Below are 18,941 nucleotides of genomic sequence, written 5' to 3'. Positions count from 1 at the left end.
GTGTCAACGGCGGAGCAATTCTGGGCCACTGTAGCGGAGTCAAAGCAGGCCATTTGGGCGAGAGCGGTGCAATCACGGCAAGGGGCCCGATCGGGCCCCTTGCCGTGCGTCGGCTTTGCCTCGGGGATCAGGGCTTGCTGGTTTCGCCGGTCTCGGGATCGACGGTCTCGGCGGTGGTCTGGTTTTGCTCCGCCCGATCGGCTGCGGTGGGGGGACGACGACGTCCGGCGGATTGCTTCAACCGGTAGCTGTCGCCGTTCATGGTGAGGATATGGACGTGGTGGGTCAGGCGGTCGAGCAGCGCGCCGGTGAGCCGTTCCGATCCCAGCACCGAGGTCCAGTCCTCGAACGGCAGATTGGAGGTGACGAGGGTCGAGCCGCGCTCGTAGCGCTGGGAGAACACCTCGAACAGAAGTTCCGCCCCGGTCGGCGACAGCGGCAGGTAACCGAGTTCGTCGACGATGAGCAACATCACCGACTGGAGATCGCGTTGCAGCTTCAGCAAGCGGCGCTCGTCACGCGCCTCCATCAACTGGTGCACGAGGGCGGCTGCGGTGGTGAAGGCGACGGTGAACCCCTTCTGGCAGGCGGCAAGAGCGAGGGCGAGCCCGACATGGGTCTTGCCGGTGCCACTGTTGCCGAGCGCGATGACGTTCTCCCGGCGCAGGATGAACTCGCAGCGGGCCAGCTCGAGCACCAGCATCTTGTTGAGGCTGGGAATCGCGGTGAAGTCGAAGGTGTCGAGGCTTTTGACCGCCGGGAAGCGTGCTGCCTTGATCCGCCGCTCGACCATTCGGCGTTCTCGGTCGATCAGTTCGAGTTCCACCAGGCGCAGCAGATAGCGGGGATGATCGACGCCGTCGCGTGCGCATTCGCGGGCGATCTTGTCGTATTCCCGCAGAACGGTCGGCAGCTTCAACTGCTTGAGGTGATGCGCCAGCAGAACCTGCGGTGTGCCGCTTGTCGTTCCCGCCGGCATCGCATCAGCGCCCGCCTTGCCGGTCATGCCGTTGTCCCGGGAACGAGAACGGCGTAGTCAGCCGCCGCCGTCATCCTGACGTCCATTTTCGGCAGATGTGGATAGGCCGTCAGGTCGAGCCGGGCCGGCCGCCGCTCGACGCGCGCCAGAGCAATCTGCTTGACCGCATCAAAGCCGATGACGCCGAGCCGGATCGCTTCGCTGACCGCGCTCGCCACCATCTCCATCGGGATCGCCTCCATCAGCCGCAGCACCTGGATGAACTCCCGCCTGCCGCGGTTGCCCATGCGCGCCTCGAGGAGATGGCGCAGGTGCTGGAACGCCTCCGGCAGATCCCAGTCTTTCAGCGCCGCCGCCTGGTCGAGGGCATTCGGCTTCGTCTCGATCAGCGCCAGATAGTGCAGCGGCTCGAATACGAAGGTGCCCGTGCCATAGCAGCGACGATGCCGGGCGATCGCCTCGCCGGCACAAAGGATCACCACCTCGTCGACGAAGCCCTTCACCACAACATCCCGGAAGCCGTATGCCGTCGGTACCGAGTAGTCGTTGCCGCGGTAGCGGACCAGGGCGGTCGATGAGACACGGGCCGCCCGCTTCTCGCTCGGCTCCAATGGCACCGCCGGCAAATCCCGGAAGGCTTCGAGGTCGGCGACGAGACGCTCGCCGATGGTTTCGCCGTGGCGACCGGCGCGTTCGCCTCGTCGCTGCCGGCAGCGATCTTCCAGCATGGCATTGAGATCGTCGAAGCTTGCCGCCTGGGGGATCGGCGTCAGGAAGTTCGATCGAGCATACTTCACCAGCCCCTCGACCTTGCCCTTGTCGTTGCCCTTGCCGGGACGGCCGAAGCGATCCTGGAACAGGTAATGGCTCTGCAGTTCCGTAAAGGCCCGGGTGCGCTCCCGCCTGCCGTCGCCGCAGATCTTCGCCACCGCGAGCGTCGTGTTGTCGTAAAGCACCGACAACGGCACGCCGCCGAAGAATGCGAATGCCGACACATGCCCGTCGAGGAAGGCTTCCGTCGTCTCCGCCGGATAGGCCTTCACGAAAGCAGTATCCGATTGCGGCAGGTCCATGCAGAAGAAGTGGATCTTCTGCCGGACGCCGCCGATCACGCCGATCGCCTCGCCAAAGTCGACCTGCGCATGACCGGACGGATGAGCCAACGGCACGAAGGTCTCCCGCAATCTCCCCGAGCANACCCGGACGTAGTCCCTCACCACCGTCAGACCGCCGGCATAACCGTGCTCGTCGCGCAGTCGCTCGAAGATCCGCTTGGCCGAATGCCGCTGCTTCGAAGGCGCCGTCCTGTCGGCCTCGAGGATGGCGTCGATCACCGGCAGCAGCACCCCGAGCTTCGGCTTCTTCACCGGCTTCGTTCGCGTGTAGCCGGGCGGCAACGAGAACCGGCACATCTTCGAAACCGTCTCACGGCTCAGCCCGAACACCCGGGCCGCCTCACGCCGGCTGTTGCCCTCGATGAAAACGAAATGCCGAACGGCGGCGTAGACTTCCACGGCAAACATCCCCGGCCGCCCCCCACAAAAAAGAGACCGCCTAACCACTGGCCAGATTTTACTCCGGCGCGGCCGCACCAATCGCCGCCGCTACGTGGCCTAATTTGTCACCGCCATACACACATCGGCGATGATCGCCGCGATGCGGGTGGCGACCGCGCGCGCCTTCAACGTCAACGTGTTCTGTCATTCTCCGGCCATGGCGAATCCGGAACGCGGCGTGGCTGGCGCGGCAGGTGCCCGAATTCGCCCGCTGCAACGTCACTCTCCCTGCCCGCCTGCTCGTGCGCAGCCTTGATATTCCGGTGATTGCCGCCGGCGGCATCATGGATGGTGCAGGCATTGCCGCGGCGCTGATGCTTGGCGCCAGCGCCGCCCAGCCGGGCACCGCCTTCATCGCCTGCCCCGAGTCGCTGGCCAATGACGATTTTCGAGCGGCGCTACACAGTGAGGCTTCCCGACACACGGTGATGACACGGGCCATCTCCGGCCGTCCTGCCCGCTGTCTCGCCAACCGCTTTACCACACTCGGCGCCACCATCCCCGTCGACCGGATCCCGAACTATCCCATCGCCTACAATGCCGGCAAGGCACTGAATGCGGCAGCGAAAGCGGCGGGCAAACCAGGCTTTGGCGCCCATTGGGCAGGCCAGGGCGCACCGCTTGCCCGCTGCCAGCCGGCAGCAAGGCTGGTGGCCGAACTCGCCAGCGAGTTGGCTCTGGCCTGAGCGACGAGGCGGCCTGAGGCAAGCGTATGGGGCGACAACCCCACCCTTGGCACAGGAATGCTTCGTCGCTGCAGCCACCTGGGCTACTCTGAGGCCGAACAACGATAGCAATGAAGCGAGTCAATCGGCATGAAGCTGTTATGCGTCCATCCAGGCCCTCTAATGTACACGAAGGTGTTTCTACGCCTGGAACCGCTCGGCCTTGAGTTGATAGCGGCAGCGGCACGACGTGCCGGTCATGACGTGCGCCTGATCGACTTGCAGGCAGACACGCTCAAATACTTCGACAAGCAGCTGCGGCAATGGCAGCCTGACGTGGTGGCGCTGGCCGGAAACTACCTCGCTAATGTTCCGGAAATCATCGACCTCGCCAAGCGAACGAAAGAGACCTGCCCGAACGCCTTTGTTTTCGCCGGCGGTCACAGCGTATCGTTTATCGCCAATGACATGCTGGCCCACGCCGAGGGAGCGCTTGATTGCATTCTCAAAGGCGAAGGCGAAGTGTCGATCATCCAGCTGCTGGAGGCCGTTGCCGAAGGCGGTTACGATCTCGCCACCATCCCCGGGGCGGTGTTTGCCGATGGTGCCGGCCCGGCGCCGCAATTCGTCGGCAACCTGGACGATATCCTCCCCGCGCGCGATCTGTTGCGCAACCGGCGCAAGTATTTCCTCGGCCGGATGGATCCGTGCGCCTCGATCGAGTTTTCCCGCGGTTGTCCTTGGGACTGTTCCTTCTGCAGCGCCTGGACCTTCTACGGCCGCAGCTACCGGACCAAGAGCGCCGAAGTGGCAGCCGAGGAGATCGCCGGTATTCGCGAACCCGGCATCTTTATCGTTGATGACGTGGCGTTTATTCGCTCCGAACACGGTATGGCCATCGGTGAAGCGATCGCCCGGCGAGGACTGAAAAAGCAATACTACCTGGAAACCCGCGCCGACGTACTGCTGCGCCACAAGGAGGTGTTTCGGTTCTGGCGCGACCTGGGGCTCGAATTCATCTTTATCGGCATCGAGGCCATCGACGAGGACGGGCTCAGCCGCTTTCGCAAGCGAGTCCCGCTCGGTCACAATTTCGAGGCACTAGAGTATGCTCGCTCGCTTGGCCTCAACGTTGCGATCAACATCATCGCCGAGCCGGACTGGGATCGCGAACGCTTCCGCGTCATCCGCGAGTGGTGCCTGGAGATTCCGGAGATCGTCAACATCAGCGTCAGCACCCCCTACCCCGGCACCGAGCTGTGGCATACGCACGGAGGCGACCTTGCTACCCTCGATTATCGTCTGTTCGATATCCAGCATGCGGTGGTGCCGACGAAACTGCCGCTCGACGTCTTCTACGCCGAACTGGTAGCAACGCAGCGGGTGCTGAACATGAAGCACCTCGGCTGGACCATCGTTCGCCAGCTGGCAGGAGAGATTGGCGGACTGTTGCTGCGCGGACAAACCAACTTCGTCCGCTCGCTGTGGAAGTTCAACAGCGTCTTCGATGCCAAGCTGCTGCTGGCCGATCACGCCCGGCCGATCAGCTATGCCTTGCGACCGCCACCGGCCCCGGGCCAGCCCTTAGTCCGCCGCGATCTCTACATCCACGCCCCGCAGGGGCGGAAGGGACGGGCGATCGATGATGCGACCGAGCGCTTCGTCGAAGCCACTCGCATGACCGCGGCCAGCGAGCAAGGCTGAGCGCCAAGCGTTTCCCGCCTAAGTGAGAAACGCCTCCAGCAACGGGCGCCGGTCGACGTGCTTCCTGACCGTCGCCCGCATGCTCTCCATCGACGCTTCATAGTGAGCCGGCGAGAGATCTCCGCGAACGAGTCCAAAGCGAAGGAACACGCTGTAGGTGGCGAGCACGTCGGTCAGGCAATAGTCCGCCACCTCGGGAAGCCGACCGGCCTCCACGTAGGCTTCCACCTGGCTGCCATCGATGCCGCCGATCTTGACCGGAATGCTGGCGAGCGCCGCCAGCTCGGCGAGACTGGGCTTTGTCGAGGCACCAAACGTGCTCAGAACATCGCAGAGATCGATGTGGTCCTGACCGAAGCGGTGCCAGTAGTCGCGGCGGCCGCCGCCATGCAGCGTCGGCACCGGCAGGCCCAGGGCAAAGGCGCGATAGCGCAACAACGGCAGATCGAAACCGTTGCCACCGAAGGTGACCAGCATCGGGCCAACCCCNCGGCCATCCAGCGGCAACGCCTTGAGGAAACCGAGGAGAACCTCGGCCTCGGACTTCTCGCCCACCAGCCGGCTACCCATCAGGTTCACCGCCCACGGGCCTCCCGCATCCTCGCGCTTTGCATTCAGGGCCGCGATGCAGACGATCCGGTACATCGGTACTTTGAGAAAGGTCGTTGCCGGATCGGCGCCGTCGCGCGCGTAGCGTTCGCCCAGCTTCCGCCGCACTTCGGCATCGGGCATATCCTCCGGGCTGGCCAGGAGGCGGCGTGCCGCAGCGAAGTCGGGTACGGCTTCAATGTCGAAGACGACCAGAGTGGTCATGACTTAAGTCCAGTTTGCTTGTGCGGAGGGTCTGTTCGGTCGGATTGGCCAGGGAGCATAGCGCATTGCCTCCGCGTGTAACAAAGATCGGCGTTGCGCGGAGAGAGGCGGCGGACTGTTGCCTCGCGTCAGCGGCGAGGGTCTCGGCGGTTCACAGCATCTCCAAGCCTGCGTTACGTAATATCGCCAGACGCGGCGGCAGCTCACTGCATACCGCCGGGCAACCTCTGCATATCCGCCGGCGTATAGAGCAGTGCTCAGGACTTGGTTACTTGCACCTGGCCACCGAAGCAGCGTGCCAGCGCGGAAGCAATTTTGTACGCCCGCCCACGTTGCCTCGATGGCGTGTCCGACCATAGCTGCCAGGCAATGCTTTTTGCTTCCGTTTACCGCGGCTACCGTGCGAGATGGTGGCTGGGCGAGTGCAGGCAACGCCCCGCTCGGCGCCCAAAACATCGCCAAGGCAATATCCGATGGGGAGGATCATTATGGAAATCAAGAAGGTAGGCGTAGTCGGTGCCGGCACCATGGGCAACGGCATCGCGCAAGTGTTTGCTGCTGCCGGCTATGACGTGCTGATGCGCGATATCAAAGATGAATTCGTCGCGCGCGGCTTGTCGACGATCAAGAAAAACCTGGAGCGAATGGTCTCGCGCAACAAGATGGCGGCGGAGGCCAAGGACGCGGCGCTAGCCAATATTCATACCACCACCGAACTGGCCCCGTTTGCCGATCGTGATCTCATCGTCGAAGCGGCGCTGGAAGAGGTCAGCCTGAAACTGCAACTGTTTCGCGAGCTTGATGGCATCGCCAAACCGGAGGCGATCCTCGCCACCAACACCTCTTCGATCTCGGTCACCAAGATCGCCGCGGCGACCAAGCGCCCAGGGCAGGTGATCGGCATGCACTTCTTCAACCCGGTGCCGGTGATGCAACTGGTAGAGATCGTCCGGGCGCTGCAGACGAAGGAAGAAGTGGTCGCTACGATCGAAGCAACCGGCAAAAAGATCGGCAAGACACCGCACGTGGTGAAGGACAGCTTCGGTTTCGTCGTCAACCGGGTGCTCATCCCGATGGTCAACGAGGCGGTCAACTGCCTGTACGAAGGCCTGACCCAGCCGGAGGACATTGATGCGGTGATGAAATTGGGTGCCAACCACCCGATGGGCCCACTGGCGCTCGCCGACCTGATCGGCCTCGATATCATCCTCAATGTCATGGAAACATTGTACCAAGGCTTTGAAGATCCGAAATATCGGCCGAGCCCGCTGCTGAAGCAGATGGTCGATGCCGGCTACCTTGGTCGCAAGACCGGACGCGGTTTCTTCGATTATCAGAGCGCGTAAGCCGGATCAGCGCTGGGACGGCGTGCGCCGCGTCGCGTTGCACAGTCCGTCCCCGGACGGGGAGTAAACGCTCGTGCATGTGAGTATTCGTAAATATGAGAAGGTGGTCTCTGTCGCCGAGGTCTGTCGCAAGATCGCGCTGACGTTCGTACCGTTGCTCCGCAAATCGCCTGGTTTTATCGCCTACTACGCGGTTGACTGTGGTGGGGGCACGATGGCGACGGTCAGCGTCTTCTCGACCGAGCGCATGGCGCTTGATTCCAACGAGATCGCCGCCAAGTGGCTGCAGGAGAATGTGGCCGACCTGCAGCCGATCCCGCCGGAGATCGTCGGCGGCAAGGCTGAGGTGGTGATCACCGCATAGGCGTGAAAAAAACGGGTGGCCGCTTCCAACCGCCACCCGTCGCCATCGCCATGCGTAGATACCGTCTTCAGCATCAAGCGGCCAAATTTGGATCGAACGGTTTTTGGTGCTTGAGGACGCCAAAGGCGATGTGGACGAGCTTTCGCATCGCCGCGCCGAGGGCACTCATCTTGGATTTGCCGGCGTCGAGGAGGCGCTGATACTGGGCGCGGATCAGTGGGTTGCAGCGGGTAGCGACCATCGCCGGCAGGAACAGCCTGGCCCGCCAGCGGGCATCGCCGGCCTTCGACAGTCGCGGCCGTTTGAGAACGCTCGATCCGGACTGGAATTCGACCGGCACGAGGCCAAGGAATGCCGCTGCCTGACGAGCAGAAGCGAAGCTTCGACCACAGAACAGGGTCAAAAACCACAACGACAGCTTACTGCCAATGCCGGGGATGCTTTCCAGCAGCACACGTTGCTCTTTCAGCTGCGGATGACTGTCGAGATGGTCGTCGACCTGTTGGCGCAGCCGGCCGATCTCCGCCGCCAGTGCGTCGAGCATCGTCTGCAGCGAGACGAGCACCGCGTCGGGGGCTGGCTCGGCGCGCGCCTTCTCCAGCCGGTTGAGTTCACGGGCGTGGTCCTGTTCGAGGGCGGCAAGCCGACCGAGCAGCGCCTTGAGCTGGCGGACGTCGGCCGGCGGTGGCGCCCAGGCGGGCGGCTGCAGGGCATCGCCGAACAGGGCGAGGATCAGGCCGTCGTGCCGGTCGGTCTTTGTCCGGACGCCCAGGCTCTCGGCGAAACGCTTGACTTGCAAGGGGTTGACCACCGAGACACGACAGCCGGCGTCATGCAGGAAGGTAGCCGCCGCCTCGTGATAAACGCCGGTCGCCTCGAGGATGATATGCACGTCCGCCGCCGCGGCACCGGTGACCCGCGTCGTCCAGGCAAGCAACGCCGCATGTCCGTCGGCGGTGTTGGCGACGGATTTCGGCCGCGATTGCCGGCGGACGGCATCCCGAAGCCAGGCGCAGTGCAGCTTTTCCTTGCTGACGTCGACCCCGATCACTTGCATCCGAACCTCCGTCGTCGTTGCGGCGACCTCCCGACCGACTGACCTTGTGGATACGGACTTGCAGCATCGTGCTGCGTCCTCGATACCGTCCAGCCTCAAAGAGGTCGAAGGTGTGGACCGGGGGCACAATCTACGCATCGGACTCGCAGTCCAAGGGCGGGTGCATGCTTACCCGGTCCACCATGAGGCCAGCTACGCCTCATGCCCGGCAAGATACAAGGGCGCGGTCTCCGATGATCGGCGCAACCTTGCATAAAAGTTTGATTTGTTCTAATTTAGCCAGATGATGGTGTGAGATGATGCTTGGGTGTTGTGCTCGGGTTGGTCTTGCTGCCGTTTGTGCGCGCGATGTTGTGGGCGCCGCCGTTCCGTAGCCACCACCAATGGTGCCGAACCTGGTGACCTGCCAATCCGACGCAGTTGCCGCCACCGCTACGGTGACATTTGTCGCTGAGCGGTTGCGTACGACCGCACGTGTAACGCTGGGTGCGGGCGTTGCGCCAACCCTTCTCTCAATCGCGAGGCAGCACGGTGTACCGATCCTGTTCACCTGCGAGGTCGGCGGCTGCGGTGCCTGCCTCGTGCGGGTGGTGCCGGCAACAGATGCCACCCAGCCTGTCGCCTTGACCGACAGCGAGGAATTCCTGTTGCCGGTTCTTGCTCGTCAGTCGGTGAGTACCGGGAAAGGCGAGGAGCCGCGATCTCCCGCCGGCTGTCTCCGCCTCGCCTGTCAGTACGTGGTTGGCCCGGGAGAAATTACCGTCGCATTCAGCGATGCAATGGCCGCCGGCTGAAGGGATTAGCATCGGCACCGGTTCTTCGCATCAGCGTCAGCCGCTGGACGCCGAAATGTCACCAATTGTGCATGGCGGTCACTCCATGGCTGCCCGTATAACGCCTTAAATATAAGTCGTCAGATCAGGTTCAAATGAACGAAGCTATCGCCCGTCTCCGCAATATTGCCATCGTCGCGCATGTCGATCATGGCAAGACGACGCTGGTTGACCAGTTGCTACGCCAGTCCGGTACCCTCGGTGACCGCAGTACCGGCGAACGGCTGATGGACTCCAATGACCTGGAGCGCGAGCGCGGCATTACCATCCTGTCGAAGAACACCGCGATTCAGTGGCAGGGCTGGCGAATCAACATTGTCGATACCCCGGGACATGCCGACTTCGGCGGTGAGGTGGAACGTGCGCTGTCGATGGTGGATTCGGTATTGTTGCTGGTAGATGCGGTCGATGGACCGATGCCGCAGACCACCTTTGTCACCCGCAAGGCGCTGGCGCTCGGCCTGAAGCCGATCGTCGTCGTCAACAAGGTAGACCGGCCAAGCGCCAGGCCAAGCTGGGTGGTCGATCACACCTTCGATCTGTTCGCCCGTCTCGATGCTTCGGACGAGCAGCTGGACTTCGCCGTTATCTATGCCTCGGCGCTGGAAGGCTGGGCGTCGCACGATCCCACCGTGCGCGGCAGCGATATGTCGCCGCTGTTCCAGACCATCGTCGATCGGGTCTCGTCGCCGCAAGTTGATGCCGAGGGACCATTCCAGATGCAGGTCAGTGCCCTCGACTATTCGAGCTACGTCGGCGTCATCGGCATCGGCCGGGTGCGGCGTGGCCGGATTCGCCGTAACTCCAACCTGATGGTCGCCGATGCCGACGGCGGGCAACGGCGCGGCCGGGTGTTGCAGATCCTCAGTTTCCACGGCCTCGATCGGATCGAGCGCGAGGACGCCGGCGCCGGCGATATCATCGCCTTCAATGGCATCGACCCCTTGCGCATCTCCGATACCCTGTGCGATCCCGACTGCATCGAACCGCTGCCTCGCCTCTCCATCGATGAACCGACGATCAGCATGACCTTCCAGGTGAACAACTCGCCGTTCGCTGGACGCGAAGGCAAGTATGTGACCAGTCGTAATCTGCGCGAGCGACTCGACCGCGAACTGGTGCACAACGTGGCGCTGCGGGTGGAGTCAGGCGAGGATCCAGACAAGTTCAAGGTGTCGGGACGCGGTGAGTTGCACCTCTCGATCCTGGTCGAGAACATGCGCCGTGAAGGCTACGAACTCGCCATCTCCCGCCCCGAGGTGATCCTCAAGACCATCGATGGCGTCGTCTGCGAACCCTGGGAGACGCTCACCGTCGACGTGGAGGAGGCGCACCAAGGTGCGGTGATGGAGAAGCTGGGTGAGCGCCGGGCAGAGTTGCGCAACATGGTCAACGACGATCGTGGCCGCGTGCGCCTCGACTACCTCGTTTCCAGTCGCGGCCTGATCGGCTTCCGCCCCGAATTCATGACCCTGACGTCCGGCACCGGGCTGATGTATCACGCCTTCGAGCAATACGGGCCGCGGATCAATGCCGAACTGGGGCGACGGGTCAACGGCGCCCTCGTCTCGATGGCAACCGGAAAAGCCCTCGCCTACGCTCTGTTCAACCTGCAGGAACGGGGGCGCTTGTTCGTCGACCACGGCACCGAGGTTTACGAGGGCATGGTGGTTGGCATTCACTCACGCGATAATGACCTGATGGTCAATCCGCTGAAGGCGAAGCAGCTGACCAACATTCGCGCCGCCGGCCGCGACGAGAACATCATCCTGGTCCCGAAGATCGACACGACGCTCGAATTCTCGCTCGAATTCATCAACGACGACGAGCTTGTCGAGGTCACCCCGCAGTCGATTCGCATCCGCAAGAAGTTCCTCAAGGAACACGAGCGCAAGAAATCGGCGCGCGCTGCCTGATCAACGCTTCCATGTCAGGCGTGAAGATAGGTGTGCAGGTGATCGTCGCTGCTCGTCTGGACCAACTGGTAGCTTTGATCGAAATCGTGATTGAGGCGAAGGTTGTCGACGAGCAGCACCGAGTTCTGTGAGGTGGAACCGCTCACGTCGGCAACGCGGTCGTTGACACTGGCGAGGCCGATGGTGAGCGTGCCGTCGTGCTGCGCCGTGTAGACGGACGAGCGCCAGCCGGACGCACCGAGATCGCCCGTCTGCCGGACGTCGGATAGTTTGTAGAGATTGATGCCGTCCACCCCGGTCACCGCCAGCAGCGCCATGTCGTTATCTGCCTTGCCGTCCGGCGGGCTGTTGACGTAGTCGCGGGCATCGAACATCCAGTCGAAGGAAATCTGATCGCCGGCATGGACGGCGATGGCCATCTTCATCGCCGAACTGTTCGCCGGACTGGAGCCATCGGCGTCAGGGAAGGTGGACTTGATGGAGCCGGTGGCGAGACCGAGAAAGGATTCAACGGTTCCGATCGGCGATCCATTGGCCTCCAGCCTGACCATGGTGCTGCCGTCGGTCGGTACGTAGGTGTGGTTCGGAGTGACCTCCGCCTCCTTGTAGGTGGTCACCGTTGTCGCGTAGGTATTGACCCGGGTGACCGAAGGATCGCTGCCGAAGTAGAACGGCGCCTCGAAACTCTGGACGAGTTGTTCGACGCTGTTGCGGCCCTCGATGGTCAGCGTCACCGTTGCCGTGTCGGTCCCCCGTGGCCGTCGCTAACGGTGTAGCTGAAGGTATCGGTCGCCGTCTGGCCGCCAGTCAGCGCGTTGAATTTTCCCGCCGGATCGTAGCCCAGCGTGCCGTCGGCATGGATCGTCACCGTACCAAGGGTGCCGCTGGTATTGATCGCAAGGATCGAGAGATGCCCCTGGTCCGGGGTGTCCGGATCGGTGTCATTGGCGAGTGGCGCGATGGTGATCGCCTGGTCTTCGCGCGTCGTTGCCGTATCCGCCACCGCATGCGGGGCGTCGTTGCGGCCCTCGATGGTTACGGCGATGTCGCCCTGGCTGCTGGCACCGTGGCTGTCGGTGACGGTGTAGGTCAGATGCTCGGTCGCCGTCTGGCCGACACCGAGGTAGTGAAAGCGATTGCCGGGATCGTAAGTGAGCACGCTGCCGGCCAGGCTGGCGCCAGTGCCCTGGATGGCGGTCAACTGCAGCAGATCGCCGCTGTCGGGGTCATGGTCGTTGGCGAGAAAGGTAGCGACTGTAACTGTGGCGGCATGGTCTTCGTCGACGGTCATGCTGTCGGCCGCCACCACCGGCGCATCGTTGAGACCGCTTATGGTCAGCGCCACCACCGTATCGGACAGGCCCCCGTGGCCATCGCCGGCGGTGTAGGTGAACGAGGTGGTTTGCACCTGATTGACGGCCAAGTAATCGTAGGCGTGGTTGGCGTCAAACTGCAGCCGCCCGTCGGTGGTAAGCAGGATCAGCGCACCCCGAAGCGAGCGCCACCGGATTGCCGAAGCTGATCGCTTGACCGTTGATCTTCACCACCCTCAGGGTGTCGTTGCGGTCGGGATCGCTGTCGTTGGCCAGCACCGCGAGAGTGGCGATGTGGTCTTCGTCGACGCTGAAGGCGTCCGAGCGCGCGGTCGGCACATCGTTGCTGCCCTGGACGGTTATCGTCAGCTGACCGGTAGCGGCGCCGCCGTGGCGATCGACGACGGTGTAAGTGATGAGATCGCTGGCGGTCTCGCCTACCCCAAGATACTCAAAGGCGACCGTCTTCGACGGATCATAAATAAAGTTCTGGCCCCGATCGCCATCCAGATGGATTTCGGCGCCGGAGACGGCGCTGGCACTGACAATGCGCAGCGTCGCCGAACTGTCGTCGGAATCGATGTCGTCGGCATGGGCGAGCACGTCGGCAATGATGATCGGCGTGCCGTTTTCGCTCGCCACCGGCGTCGCCACGAATGCGGTGGTGCTGGGAACATCGTTGAGGCCGGTGATCTGCACCGTCACTTCGCCGCGGCCAATGCCGCCATTGGCATCGGTAATCTGATAGTGGAAGGTATCGAAGCCGATTTCGCCGAGCGCCAGGGCGGCGAATTGGCCGTTGGGATTATAGACGATCTGGCCGTTGACGTAGCTCACCAGACCTTTTCCGGCAGCTCCGTAGAGGCCGACGAAGCTGACGCTGCTGCTGCCAGGTGACGGCACATCGTTGGCAAGCAGGGTCGAGGGGGCAATGGTGAGCGGTGCACCCGCCGTCGTCGCCAGCGTCGCCGTGGCGTCGGCGATGGCGGTCGGTGTGTGGCGATAGGTGAGAAACGTGCCGGCCTCGGTGCTGTGCAGCAGCGTCGCCTCCGGGGGAACAGGGGCGGGCGCGTTGATCCGGACGTTGTCCAGGAGCAGGCTCGACGGACGCTGGTCATCCTGGTCGTTGACGACAGCGAACCCGAGGGTGAGCGAGCGGCCGGCGGTGACGTCGGCGCCGAACAGGCTGGTCAGATCATAGGTGGAGGTGCGCCAACCAGATGCGTTAAGCCCAGTCTCTCGCGCGTCCGTGAGGGTCAATACTTTAAATGTCGTGCCGTCGGAAACGGTGAAGATGGCGTAATCGTTGAATCCCGGCAGGCCTGATGGGACGGACTCGGCAGACAGGAAGTTCCAGTCGAAAGAGACGATGAGCTTCCCCTGGGCGTTGAGATCGGCGCTTGTAAACGTAAGCTCGGTCTTGATTGCACTCCCCGAGACAGCGGTGGAGGCAGCGCCAGAACCATCGCCGAGATCCTTCGGCAGACTGTTGGAACTCAGCCCGAGATACTCCTGCAGCACCGGCGACTCCTGCGCGCCGCGACGCCCTCACCGTGCATGAGGACTGCCATGCCTGCATGGGTGGGCCCAAACGGAGCCAGTGCTGCCGTGTAGCCCGACACCAGACCAACCGCGCCCGCGGAGGCGCCGGAAACCGGTTCGCGGTCCCAGCCGGCAACGAGACTGCCATAGGGCTGCTCGAAACTCTCGATGATCGTCTGTTTGGCCATCGTCGCGGTGCCGGTGCCGAGGACGGTCACCGTAACCTGTGCCGTGGCGCGGCCACCCAGGTCATCGTCGATGGTGTAAGTAAAAGTATCGGTCTTGGTCTCTCCCGCAGCCAGAGTATCGAACCCGCCAGCGGTGTCGTAGGTCAGCGTCCCATCCGGGTTGATGCGGACGTAATCCTTGTGCGCTTCATCAATGGCGATGATCTGCAGGTGCGCCCCTTCCGGATCGCTGTCGTTGGCGAGCACGTGCAGGCGGATGGCGGCATCGGAGTCGGTACTGGCGGTATCGGTGACAGCCGTTGGCGGCTCGTTCGGATGGCCTTGGACTTCAATAGTAACGTGGGCGGTGTCGGTGGCACCGTGGGTGTCGGTGATAGTGTACGCGAACGTATCGGTCGTCGTCGCGAACGGCTGCAGCCAGTTGAAGGCACCGTTGGGATCGTAGTGGAAGCTGCCATCGGCATTCAGCGTCAACAAGGCGCCGGACTGCAAGGTAATCGATTGCCCGACCGCGAGCGCGCTACCTTCGACCGCCGCGACATGGATCGCGTCGCCAAGGTCTGGATCACGATCGTTGGCCAGCACGCCGCCAATCGCCGGAAACGCAAGCACCGTCTTGCTGTCGACGCCATAGCCGGTGTCGTCCTGCGCGTCTGGTGCGTCGTTGGCGCCGGTCACGGTGAAGCTGAGCTTGGCGTCGGCGCGCGCATCAAGCGTGTCGTGGATGGTATAGCTCAGCGTCACCGTCGCGGTTTCACCGGCCGCGAGGGAGGCGAAACGTTCGCCGGCGTTGTAAGCGATCTCACCGTCGGCACTGACCACCACATAGTCGCTGGTCTGCGGATCGTTGCTCGTCAGGTAGAAGGGATTGCCGAAGATAACGGACTTGCCGTTGATCTGCACCACTTCGAGATAGTCGTGGGCGTCTGGATCGTGATCGTTGGCGAGAACGTTGAGGGCGAAGCCGCCGCGCTGGCTGATTGCCCCCGCCGCATCGTCCACCGCGACCGGCGCATCATTCACGCCGCTGATGCCGAGGCTGACCGTGGCCTGGGCGACACCGCCATGCCCGTCGCTGACGGTGTAGGTGAAGCTGTCGGTCGCCCGCTCCTGGAAGTCGAGCTGGGTGAAAGCACCGGTGGGGTCATAGGCAAGGGTACCATCCGCCTGCAAGGTGACGTGAGCGCCCGACGCCAGCAGCAGCGTCTCGCCGGGATGCACAGCCTGGCCACCGATAGCAGTGATCGTCAGTTTGTCGCTGAGGTCCGGGTCGCGGTCGTTGGCGAGAACGTTGGGGGCGTGCTGATACCCGTCGAGGGTATCTCGCCCGTCGAAGATGATGAGCTGCTTTTCCTCGACGGTATCGACCGCATCGGCACCGGCGACGGGACTATCATTGGCGCCGTGAATAGTGATCGTGATATCGGTGGTTGCCGTTGCCCCGCTCGTATCGGCGATCGTGTAGCGGACCACCTGCGTCGCCGTCTCGCCGTCCGCCAGATACTGGAAGTGATCGCCCGGATCGAAGACCAACTGGCCACCCTCGATGCGCGCGGCAACCTGTGATCCCCGATCATCGATGGCGGTGAGCCGGATGTGGTCGCCCTGGTCGGGATCGCGATCGTTGGCGAGCAGACCGGCAACATCGACGCTCGTCGTGCCGTCTTCTGACATATCGCGCGCGTCGAGGATGGCGATCGGCGCATCGTTGCGACCGGTGATGGTCACCGTGACGCTGGCATCGGCAAAGCCGCCGTGCCCGTCGCTGAGGCGATAGCCGAAGCTGTCGCTGCCTATCTGCCCCTCGGCCAGATAAGCAAAGGCGCCATTGGTATCGTAATTGAGCCTGCCGTCGGCGGCGAGGGCGACCCTGGCGCCAGATGCAAGAGTTACCGGCGTTGCGGTTGTCAGCGACGCGCCATCGATGGCAACCACCTGCAGCCGGTCGCTCAGATCGGGGTCAGTGTCGTTGGCGGTGGCGGCGATGGCAATGGCAGTGTTCTGATCGGTGGCAGCGAGGTCGTGATTGGCTGTCGGCAGATCGTTGCTGCCGTGAACAACAACAGTCACCTGGCCGGTGGCGGTTGCACCGTGCTGGTCGGCGATGGTGTAGGCGATGACGTCCTTGGCCGTCTCCCCCGCAGCAAGATATTCGAAGGCGCTGGTGCCCGAGGGATCATAGATGAGGTTCTCCCCGCGGGGGCCCTCCAGATGCACGGTGGCACCGGACGCGGCGGTAGCGTTGACCACTCTCAGTGATGTGGGGGTGAAGTCGGAGTCCACGTCCGTCGCGGTGGCAAGGATATTGGCGATGCTGATCGCAACGCCATTTTCGCGCGCTTCGCTGCTGGCAACAAAGGTGGGCGCCGCAGTTGGTGCGTCGTTGACGCCGACGACATTGACGCGGACGGTCGCGGTCGCCTGCTCGCCGTTGCCGCCATCCAGGATGTACTTGAAGCTATCGACGCCGATTTCGCCTTCGGCAAGGCTGGCAAAGTAGCCTTTCGGGTCGTAGTCGATCGTTCGGCCGCTGGCAAAACTGACGTGGCCGTGCGTGCTGGCAGAGTCGACACCGACGATCCGCATGCCATCGAATGTGTCCGGGTCGACGTCGTTGGCGAGGAGTTGCGTTGCCACGTTGATGGCGGTTTGGCCGCCCGCAGAGACGGTGACAACGTCGTCGTTGGCGATCGGCTGTGGCACCAGAATCCGCACCGTGCCGCCGAGATTATCTTGCCGCGCTGCGAGTTCGGCGTAGCTGAAACCGGAAGCATCCTGGGAGCGAACGTTGTCCACGTAGAGAACGGAAGGACTGACGCCGCCGTCGTCAAGGACGGCAAATCCAAAGCTGTAGTCGCCAGTAACCCCGGCGGTGTACTTGATTGACTGCCAGCCGGTAGCGCCAAAGCCCGCAACCTGAGGACTCTCATCGGCGATGGGGATCACCATCGTCTGTGCCTGCGTTGCGACAGTGAGAACCGCAAAGTCACGAAACGCCGAACTGTCCTCGCTATTGGGAGCGGGATCGGCAGCGTCGAAGAACGTATCAAACCAAATCGACTGGCCGGCTTCGAGGTGGATCGATCCCTCGAGCCGCATCGCTCCTCCTCCAGCGAAATTGACGTCCGGCATGACTTGGTGGAGACGACCGCTGGGAACGCTGAGGAATGTCTCGATTTCGCTGGTGATTGCACCCGTGGCGACGATCTGTGCCATCTCGCCGGCGCGGGAGGTGATCAATCGGCCGCTTTCGAGCGGGACCTCGGGCACGGCAGGCGCCAGTTCCGCATGACTGCCGAGCCCCCGCCAGATGTGGCCGGGGTCCCAGAGCCGCATTAGTGAAAAGTCTGTGCCCCCGTTGAGGACAGTGCTGGACGTCGAGGACGACGCGGTGAAATCCTGCGTGCCTTGCAGCAGCAAATCGTTGATGTGGGAGCGCAGTGAAAGACGGACGGGCGCGCCCACCAAATCAACGCCGCTCGGATCGGCAAGGGGAGCCTCTTGCGGCTTCAGATCGAAGGCTGCGGTCGGTTGGGTGACGGTAAAGGTGCCGCTGTCGGCGGCCATGTCACCGCCAGGAGAGGTCTCCAGGTCCTCCGCCGCCGATGCCTCGTCCGGCCTGCAGCGACCGCCGGTTGCACCAAGCTCCGCCGCGAAGTCAAGGCGCGGGTCGTTACAGGCGAGATGCTCTAGCCGGGATGCGTCCAGATTCCCGCTTGCGAGCGTCAAGTGATCGAAGGGTGCCTGCAGATGCTGGCTCTGCCCGTCGGCTGTCACGTCCAGCTCACCGCCGGCCGCGTCCATCCCTGGCAGCAGCGTTACCTCAAGACCGGCGCCGGGTGAGACGCGGGCAATCAGCGATGCCCGACCATGGATCTCGCCGCTGAAGCCCTGGAGGCCGATGCCAGCTACGTCCGTCGACAGGATGGAGGGGAGAACAACCATCTCGCCTGTCTGCAGATAGATCTGCGGCGTAGTTGCGTCGGCAACCGCAGCGGTTGGCACGCCCTGCAGCAGCACCCGGCCGTCTGCGCCCAGATGCAGCGTTTCGCCATTGCTGAGGCCGACGCTCAAGCGGCCACCCGGTCCCGCCTGCAGGGTCTCGCCAAGGTGGACGGCGTCACCCGGCCGCAGGGCATGACCCTTACCGTCGACGCCGACGGCAGCGGGCGTTCCCGTGACCGCCTCGACGCGGCCGATTTGCATCGGCGGTGGCGAACCGGAAAACCCACCCTGCAGGTCCGCAGTCGCCGCTTGTCCCGTCGGCAACGCGGTCGGCGAATCCGCCCGGATGACATTACCAGGCGCTCTCGGCCACGCGCCATCCCCGGCGGGCATTTGCCCGGAGGAGCTTGTAACGGTTGGCGTTTCCATGGCCATGGCACCAGCACTCCCAACGCTAGGGAAAGACAGCGACGATGGCACGTCCGTCATGCATCCTGTCCCCCGACCGCAGTCCGCGCGCGCACCGATAGCGGACACTGCCTACGGTAGCACAGCCGGAATTGGCCAGAAATAGGCAATAATTTCCCTGTTTTGGGGACAAGGCCAGCGCGCCACTCAGCACAGAAAAATACCCAAACGACCCAAAAAATTACCTGATCAGGCACCAAAATGTTGACTTTTGTCGCCTAGATAGGTATATTTTCCGATAACGACGCGTGG

The 18,941-nt window shown here is 63.2% G+C and carries 14 protein-coding genes; 6 read left to right on the top strand and 8 right to left on the bottom strand.

Annotated elements, in window-relative coordinates:
- Positions 1 to 127 precede the first annotated feature (127 nt).
- Complete coding sequence (gene istB, locus HQ394_RS11745; protein WP_317628934.1) at positions 128 to 1,006, bottom strand: IS21-like element helper ATPase IstB; 879 nt, start codon at positions 1,004 to 1,006, stop codon at positions 128 to 130.
- Positions 1,003 to 2,502 (bottom strand): IS21 family transposase, encoded by a 1,500-nt coding sequence (gene istA, locus HQ394_RS11740; protein ID WP_190260404.1) that lies wholly within the window; start codon positions 2,500 to 2,502, stop codon positions 1,003 to 1,005. The genes istB and istA overlap by 4 nt, the downstream gene beginning before the upstream one ends.
- A 227-nt stretch (positions 2,503 to 2,729) precedes the next feature.
- Here istA and HQ394_RS11735 point away from each other — a divergent pair, with 227 nt between their 5' ends.
- Both HQ394_RS11735 and hpnR read left to right on the top strand, forming a co-directional pair.
- Positions 2,730 to 3,221: an NAD(P)H-dependent flavin oxidoreductase gene (locus HQ394_RS11735; protein ID WP_223291540.1), complete on the top strand. Its 492-nt coding sequence runs from the start codon at positions 2,730 to 2,732 to the stop codon at positions 3,219 to 3,221.
- A gap of 129 nt (positions 3,222 to 3,350) precedes the next feature.
- Positions 3,351 to 4,904, top strand: a complete 1,554-nt coding sequence (gene hpnR, locus HQ394_RS11730) for a hopanoid C-3 methylase HpnR (RefSeq protein WP_190260403.1) — start codon at positions 3,351 to 3,353, stop codon at positions 4,902 to 4,904.
- 18 nt (positions 4,905 to 4,922) lie between these two features.
- Here hpnR and HQ394_RS11725 read toward each other — a convergent pair whose 3' ends face one another.
- A complete protein-coding gene (locus HQ394_RS11725; protein WP_456151597.1) occupies positions 4,923 to 5,636 on the bottom strand; it encodes a ribonuclease H-like domain-containing protein in 714 nt (237 codons plus the stop codon).
- Positions 5,637 to 6,205: 569 nt separating this feature from the next.
- Here HQ394_RS11725 and HQ394_RS11720 point away from each other — a divergent pair.
- Both HQ394_RS11720 and HQ394_RS11715 read left to right on the top strand, forming a co-directional pair.
- On the top strand, positions 6,206 to 7,063 hold the full coding sequence (locus tag HQ394_RS11720; RefSeq protein ID WP_190260401.1) for a 3-hydroxybutyryl-CoA dehydrogenase: 858 nt from the start codon (positions 6,206 to 6,208) through the stop codon (positions 7,061 to 7,063).
- Positions 7,064 to 7,136: 73 nt separating this feature from the next.
- A complete protein-coding gene (locus HQ394_RS11715) occupies positions 7,137 to 7,427 on the top strand; it encodes a hypothetical protein (RefSeq protein ID WP_190260400.1) in 291 nt (96 codons plus the stop codon).
- A 73-nt stretch (positions 7,428 to 7,500) separates the two neighbouring features.
- Here the strand turns inward: HQ394_RS11715 and HQ394_RS11710 are convergent, their stop codons facing one another.
- Positions 7,501 to 8,484: an IS110 family RNA-guided transposase gene (locus tag HQ394_RS11710; RefSeq protein WP_190260399.1), complete on the bottom strand. Its 984-nt coding sequence runs from the start codon at positions 8,482 to 8,484 to the stop codon at positions 7,501 to 7,503.
- A 398-nt stretch (positions 8,485 to 8,882) separates the two neighbouring features.
- On the opposite strand from HQ394_RS11710, the gene HQ394_RS11705 reads away from it, so the two are divergent.
- Positions 8,883 to 9,278 (top strand): 2Fe-2S iron-sulfur cluster-binding protein, encoded by a 396-nt coding sequence (locus HQ394_RS11705; protein ID WP_223291539.1) that lies wholly within the window; start codon positions 8,883 to 8,885, stop codon positions 9,276 to 9,278.
- Positions 9,279 to 9,412: 134 nt separating this feature from the next.
- Positions 9,413 to 11,233, top strand: coding sequence for a translational GTPase TypA (gene typA, locus HQ394_RS11700; protein ID WP_190260397.1), 1,821 nt, complete (start codon positions 9,413 to 9,415; stop codon positions 11,231 to 11,233).
- Between the two features lie 14 nt (positions 11,234 to 11,247).
- Here typA and HQ394_RS11695 read toward each other — a convergent pair whose 3' ends face one another.
- From HQ394_RS11695 to HQ394_RS11680, 4 genes are read right to left on the bottom strand one after another with little or no spacing between them, the layout of a single operon-like run.
- The gene (locus tag HQ394_RS11695; RefSeq protein WP_190260396.1) at positions 11,248 to 11,967 is read right to left on the bottom strand and encodes a hypothetical protein; all 720 of its coding nucleotides are present in this window, start codon (positions 11,965 to 11,967) and stop codon (positions 11,248 to 11,250) included.
- On the bottom strand, positions 11,964 to 12,656 hold the full coding sequence (locus HQ394_RS11690) for an Ig-like domain-containing protein (RefSeq protein WP_190260395.1): 693 nt from the start codon (positions 12,654 to 12,656) through the stop codon (positions 11,964 to 11,966). Before HQ394_RS11690 ends, HQ394_RS11695 begins: the two co-directional genes overlap by 4 nt.
- A 22-nt stretch (positions 12,657 to 12,678) precedes the next feature.
- On the bottom strand, positions 12,679 to 14,067 hold the full coding sequence (locus HQ394_RS11685; RefSeq protein WP_190260394.1) for an Ig-like domain-containing protein: 1,389 nt from the start codon (positions 14,065 to 14,067) through the stop codon (positions 12,679 to 12,681).
- Positions 14,043 to 18,545, bottom strand: a complete 4,503-nt coding sequence (locus HQ394_RS11680; protein ID WP_190260393.1) for an Ig-like domain-containing protein — start codon at positions 18,543 to 18,545, stop codon at positions 14,043 to 14,045. Before HQ394_RS11680 ends, HQ394_RS11685 begins: the two co-directional genes overlap by 25 nt.
- Between the last annotated feature and the right edge of the window lie 396 nt (positions 18,546 to 18,941).

Origin of the sequence: Defluviicoccus vanus, from assembly GCF_014672695.1 — a bacterium.
Classification (GTDB): domain Bacteria; phylum Pseudomonadota; class Alphaproteobacteria; order Rhodospirillales; family Defluviicoccaceae; genus Defluviicoccus; species Defluviicoccus vanus.
Note: the sequence above shows the minus strand (reverse complement) of the source record. Positions and strands in the feature narration are given on the sequence as shown.

What these genes read in the sequence shown, in the direction of transcription:
- istB (WP_317628934.1), bottom strand. Translation starts at nt 1,006, where the DNA reads ATGACCGGCAAGGCGGGCGCTGATGCGATGCCGGCGGGAACGACAAGC.
- typA (WP_190260397.1), top strand. Translation starts at nt 9,413, where the DNA reads ATGAACGAAGCTATCGCCCGTCTCCGCAATATTGCCATCGTCGCGCAT.
- hpnR (WP_190260403.1), top strand. Translation starts at nt 3,351, where the DNA reads ATGAAGCTGTTATGCGTCCATCCAGGCCCTCTAATGTACACGAAGGTG.
- HQ394_RS11710 (WP_190260399.1), bottom strand. Translation starts at nt 8,484, where the DNA reads ATGCAAGTGATCGGGGTCGACGTCAGCAAGGAAAAGCTGCACTGCGCC.
- HQ394_RS11720 (WP_190260401.1), top strand. Translation starts at nt 6,206, where the DNA reads ATGGAAATCAAGAAGGTAGGCGTAGTCGGTGCCGGCACCATGGGCAAC.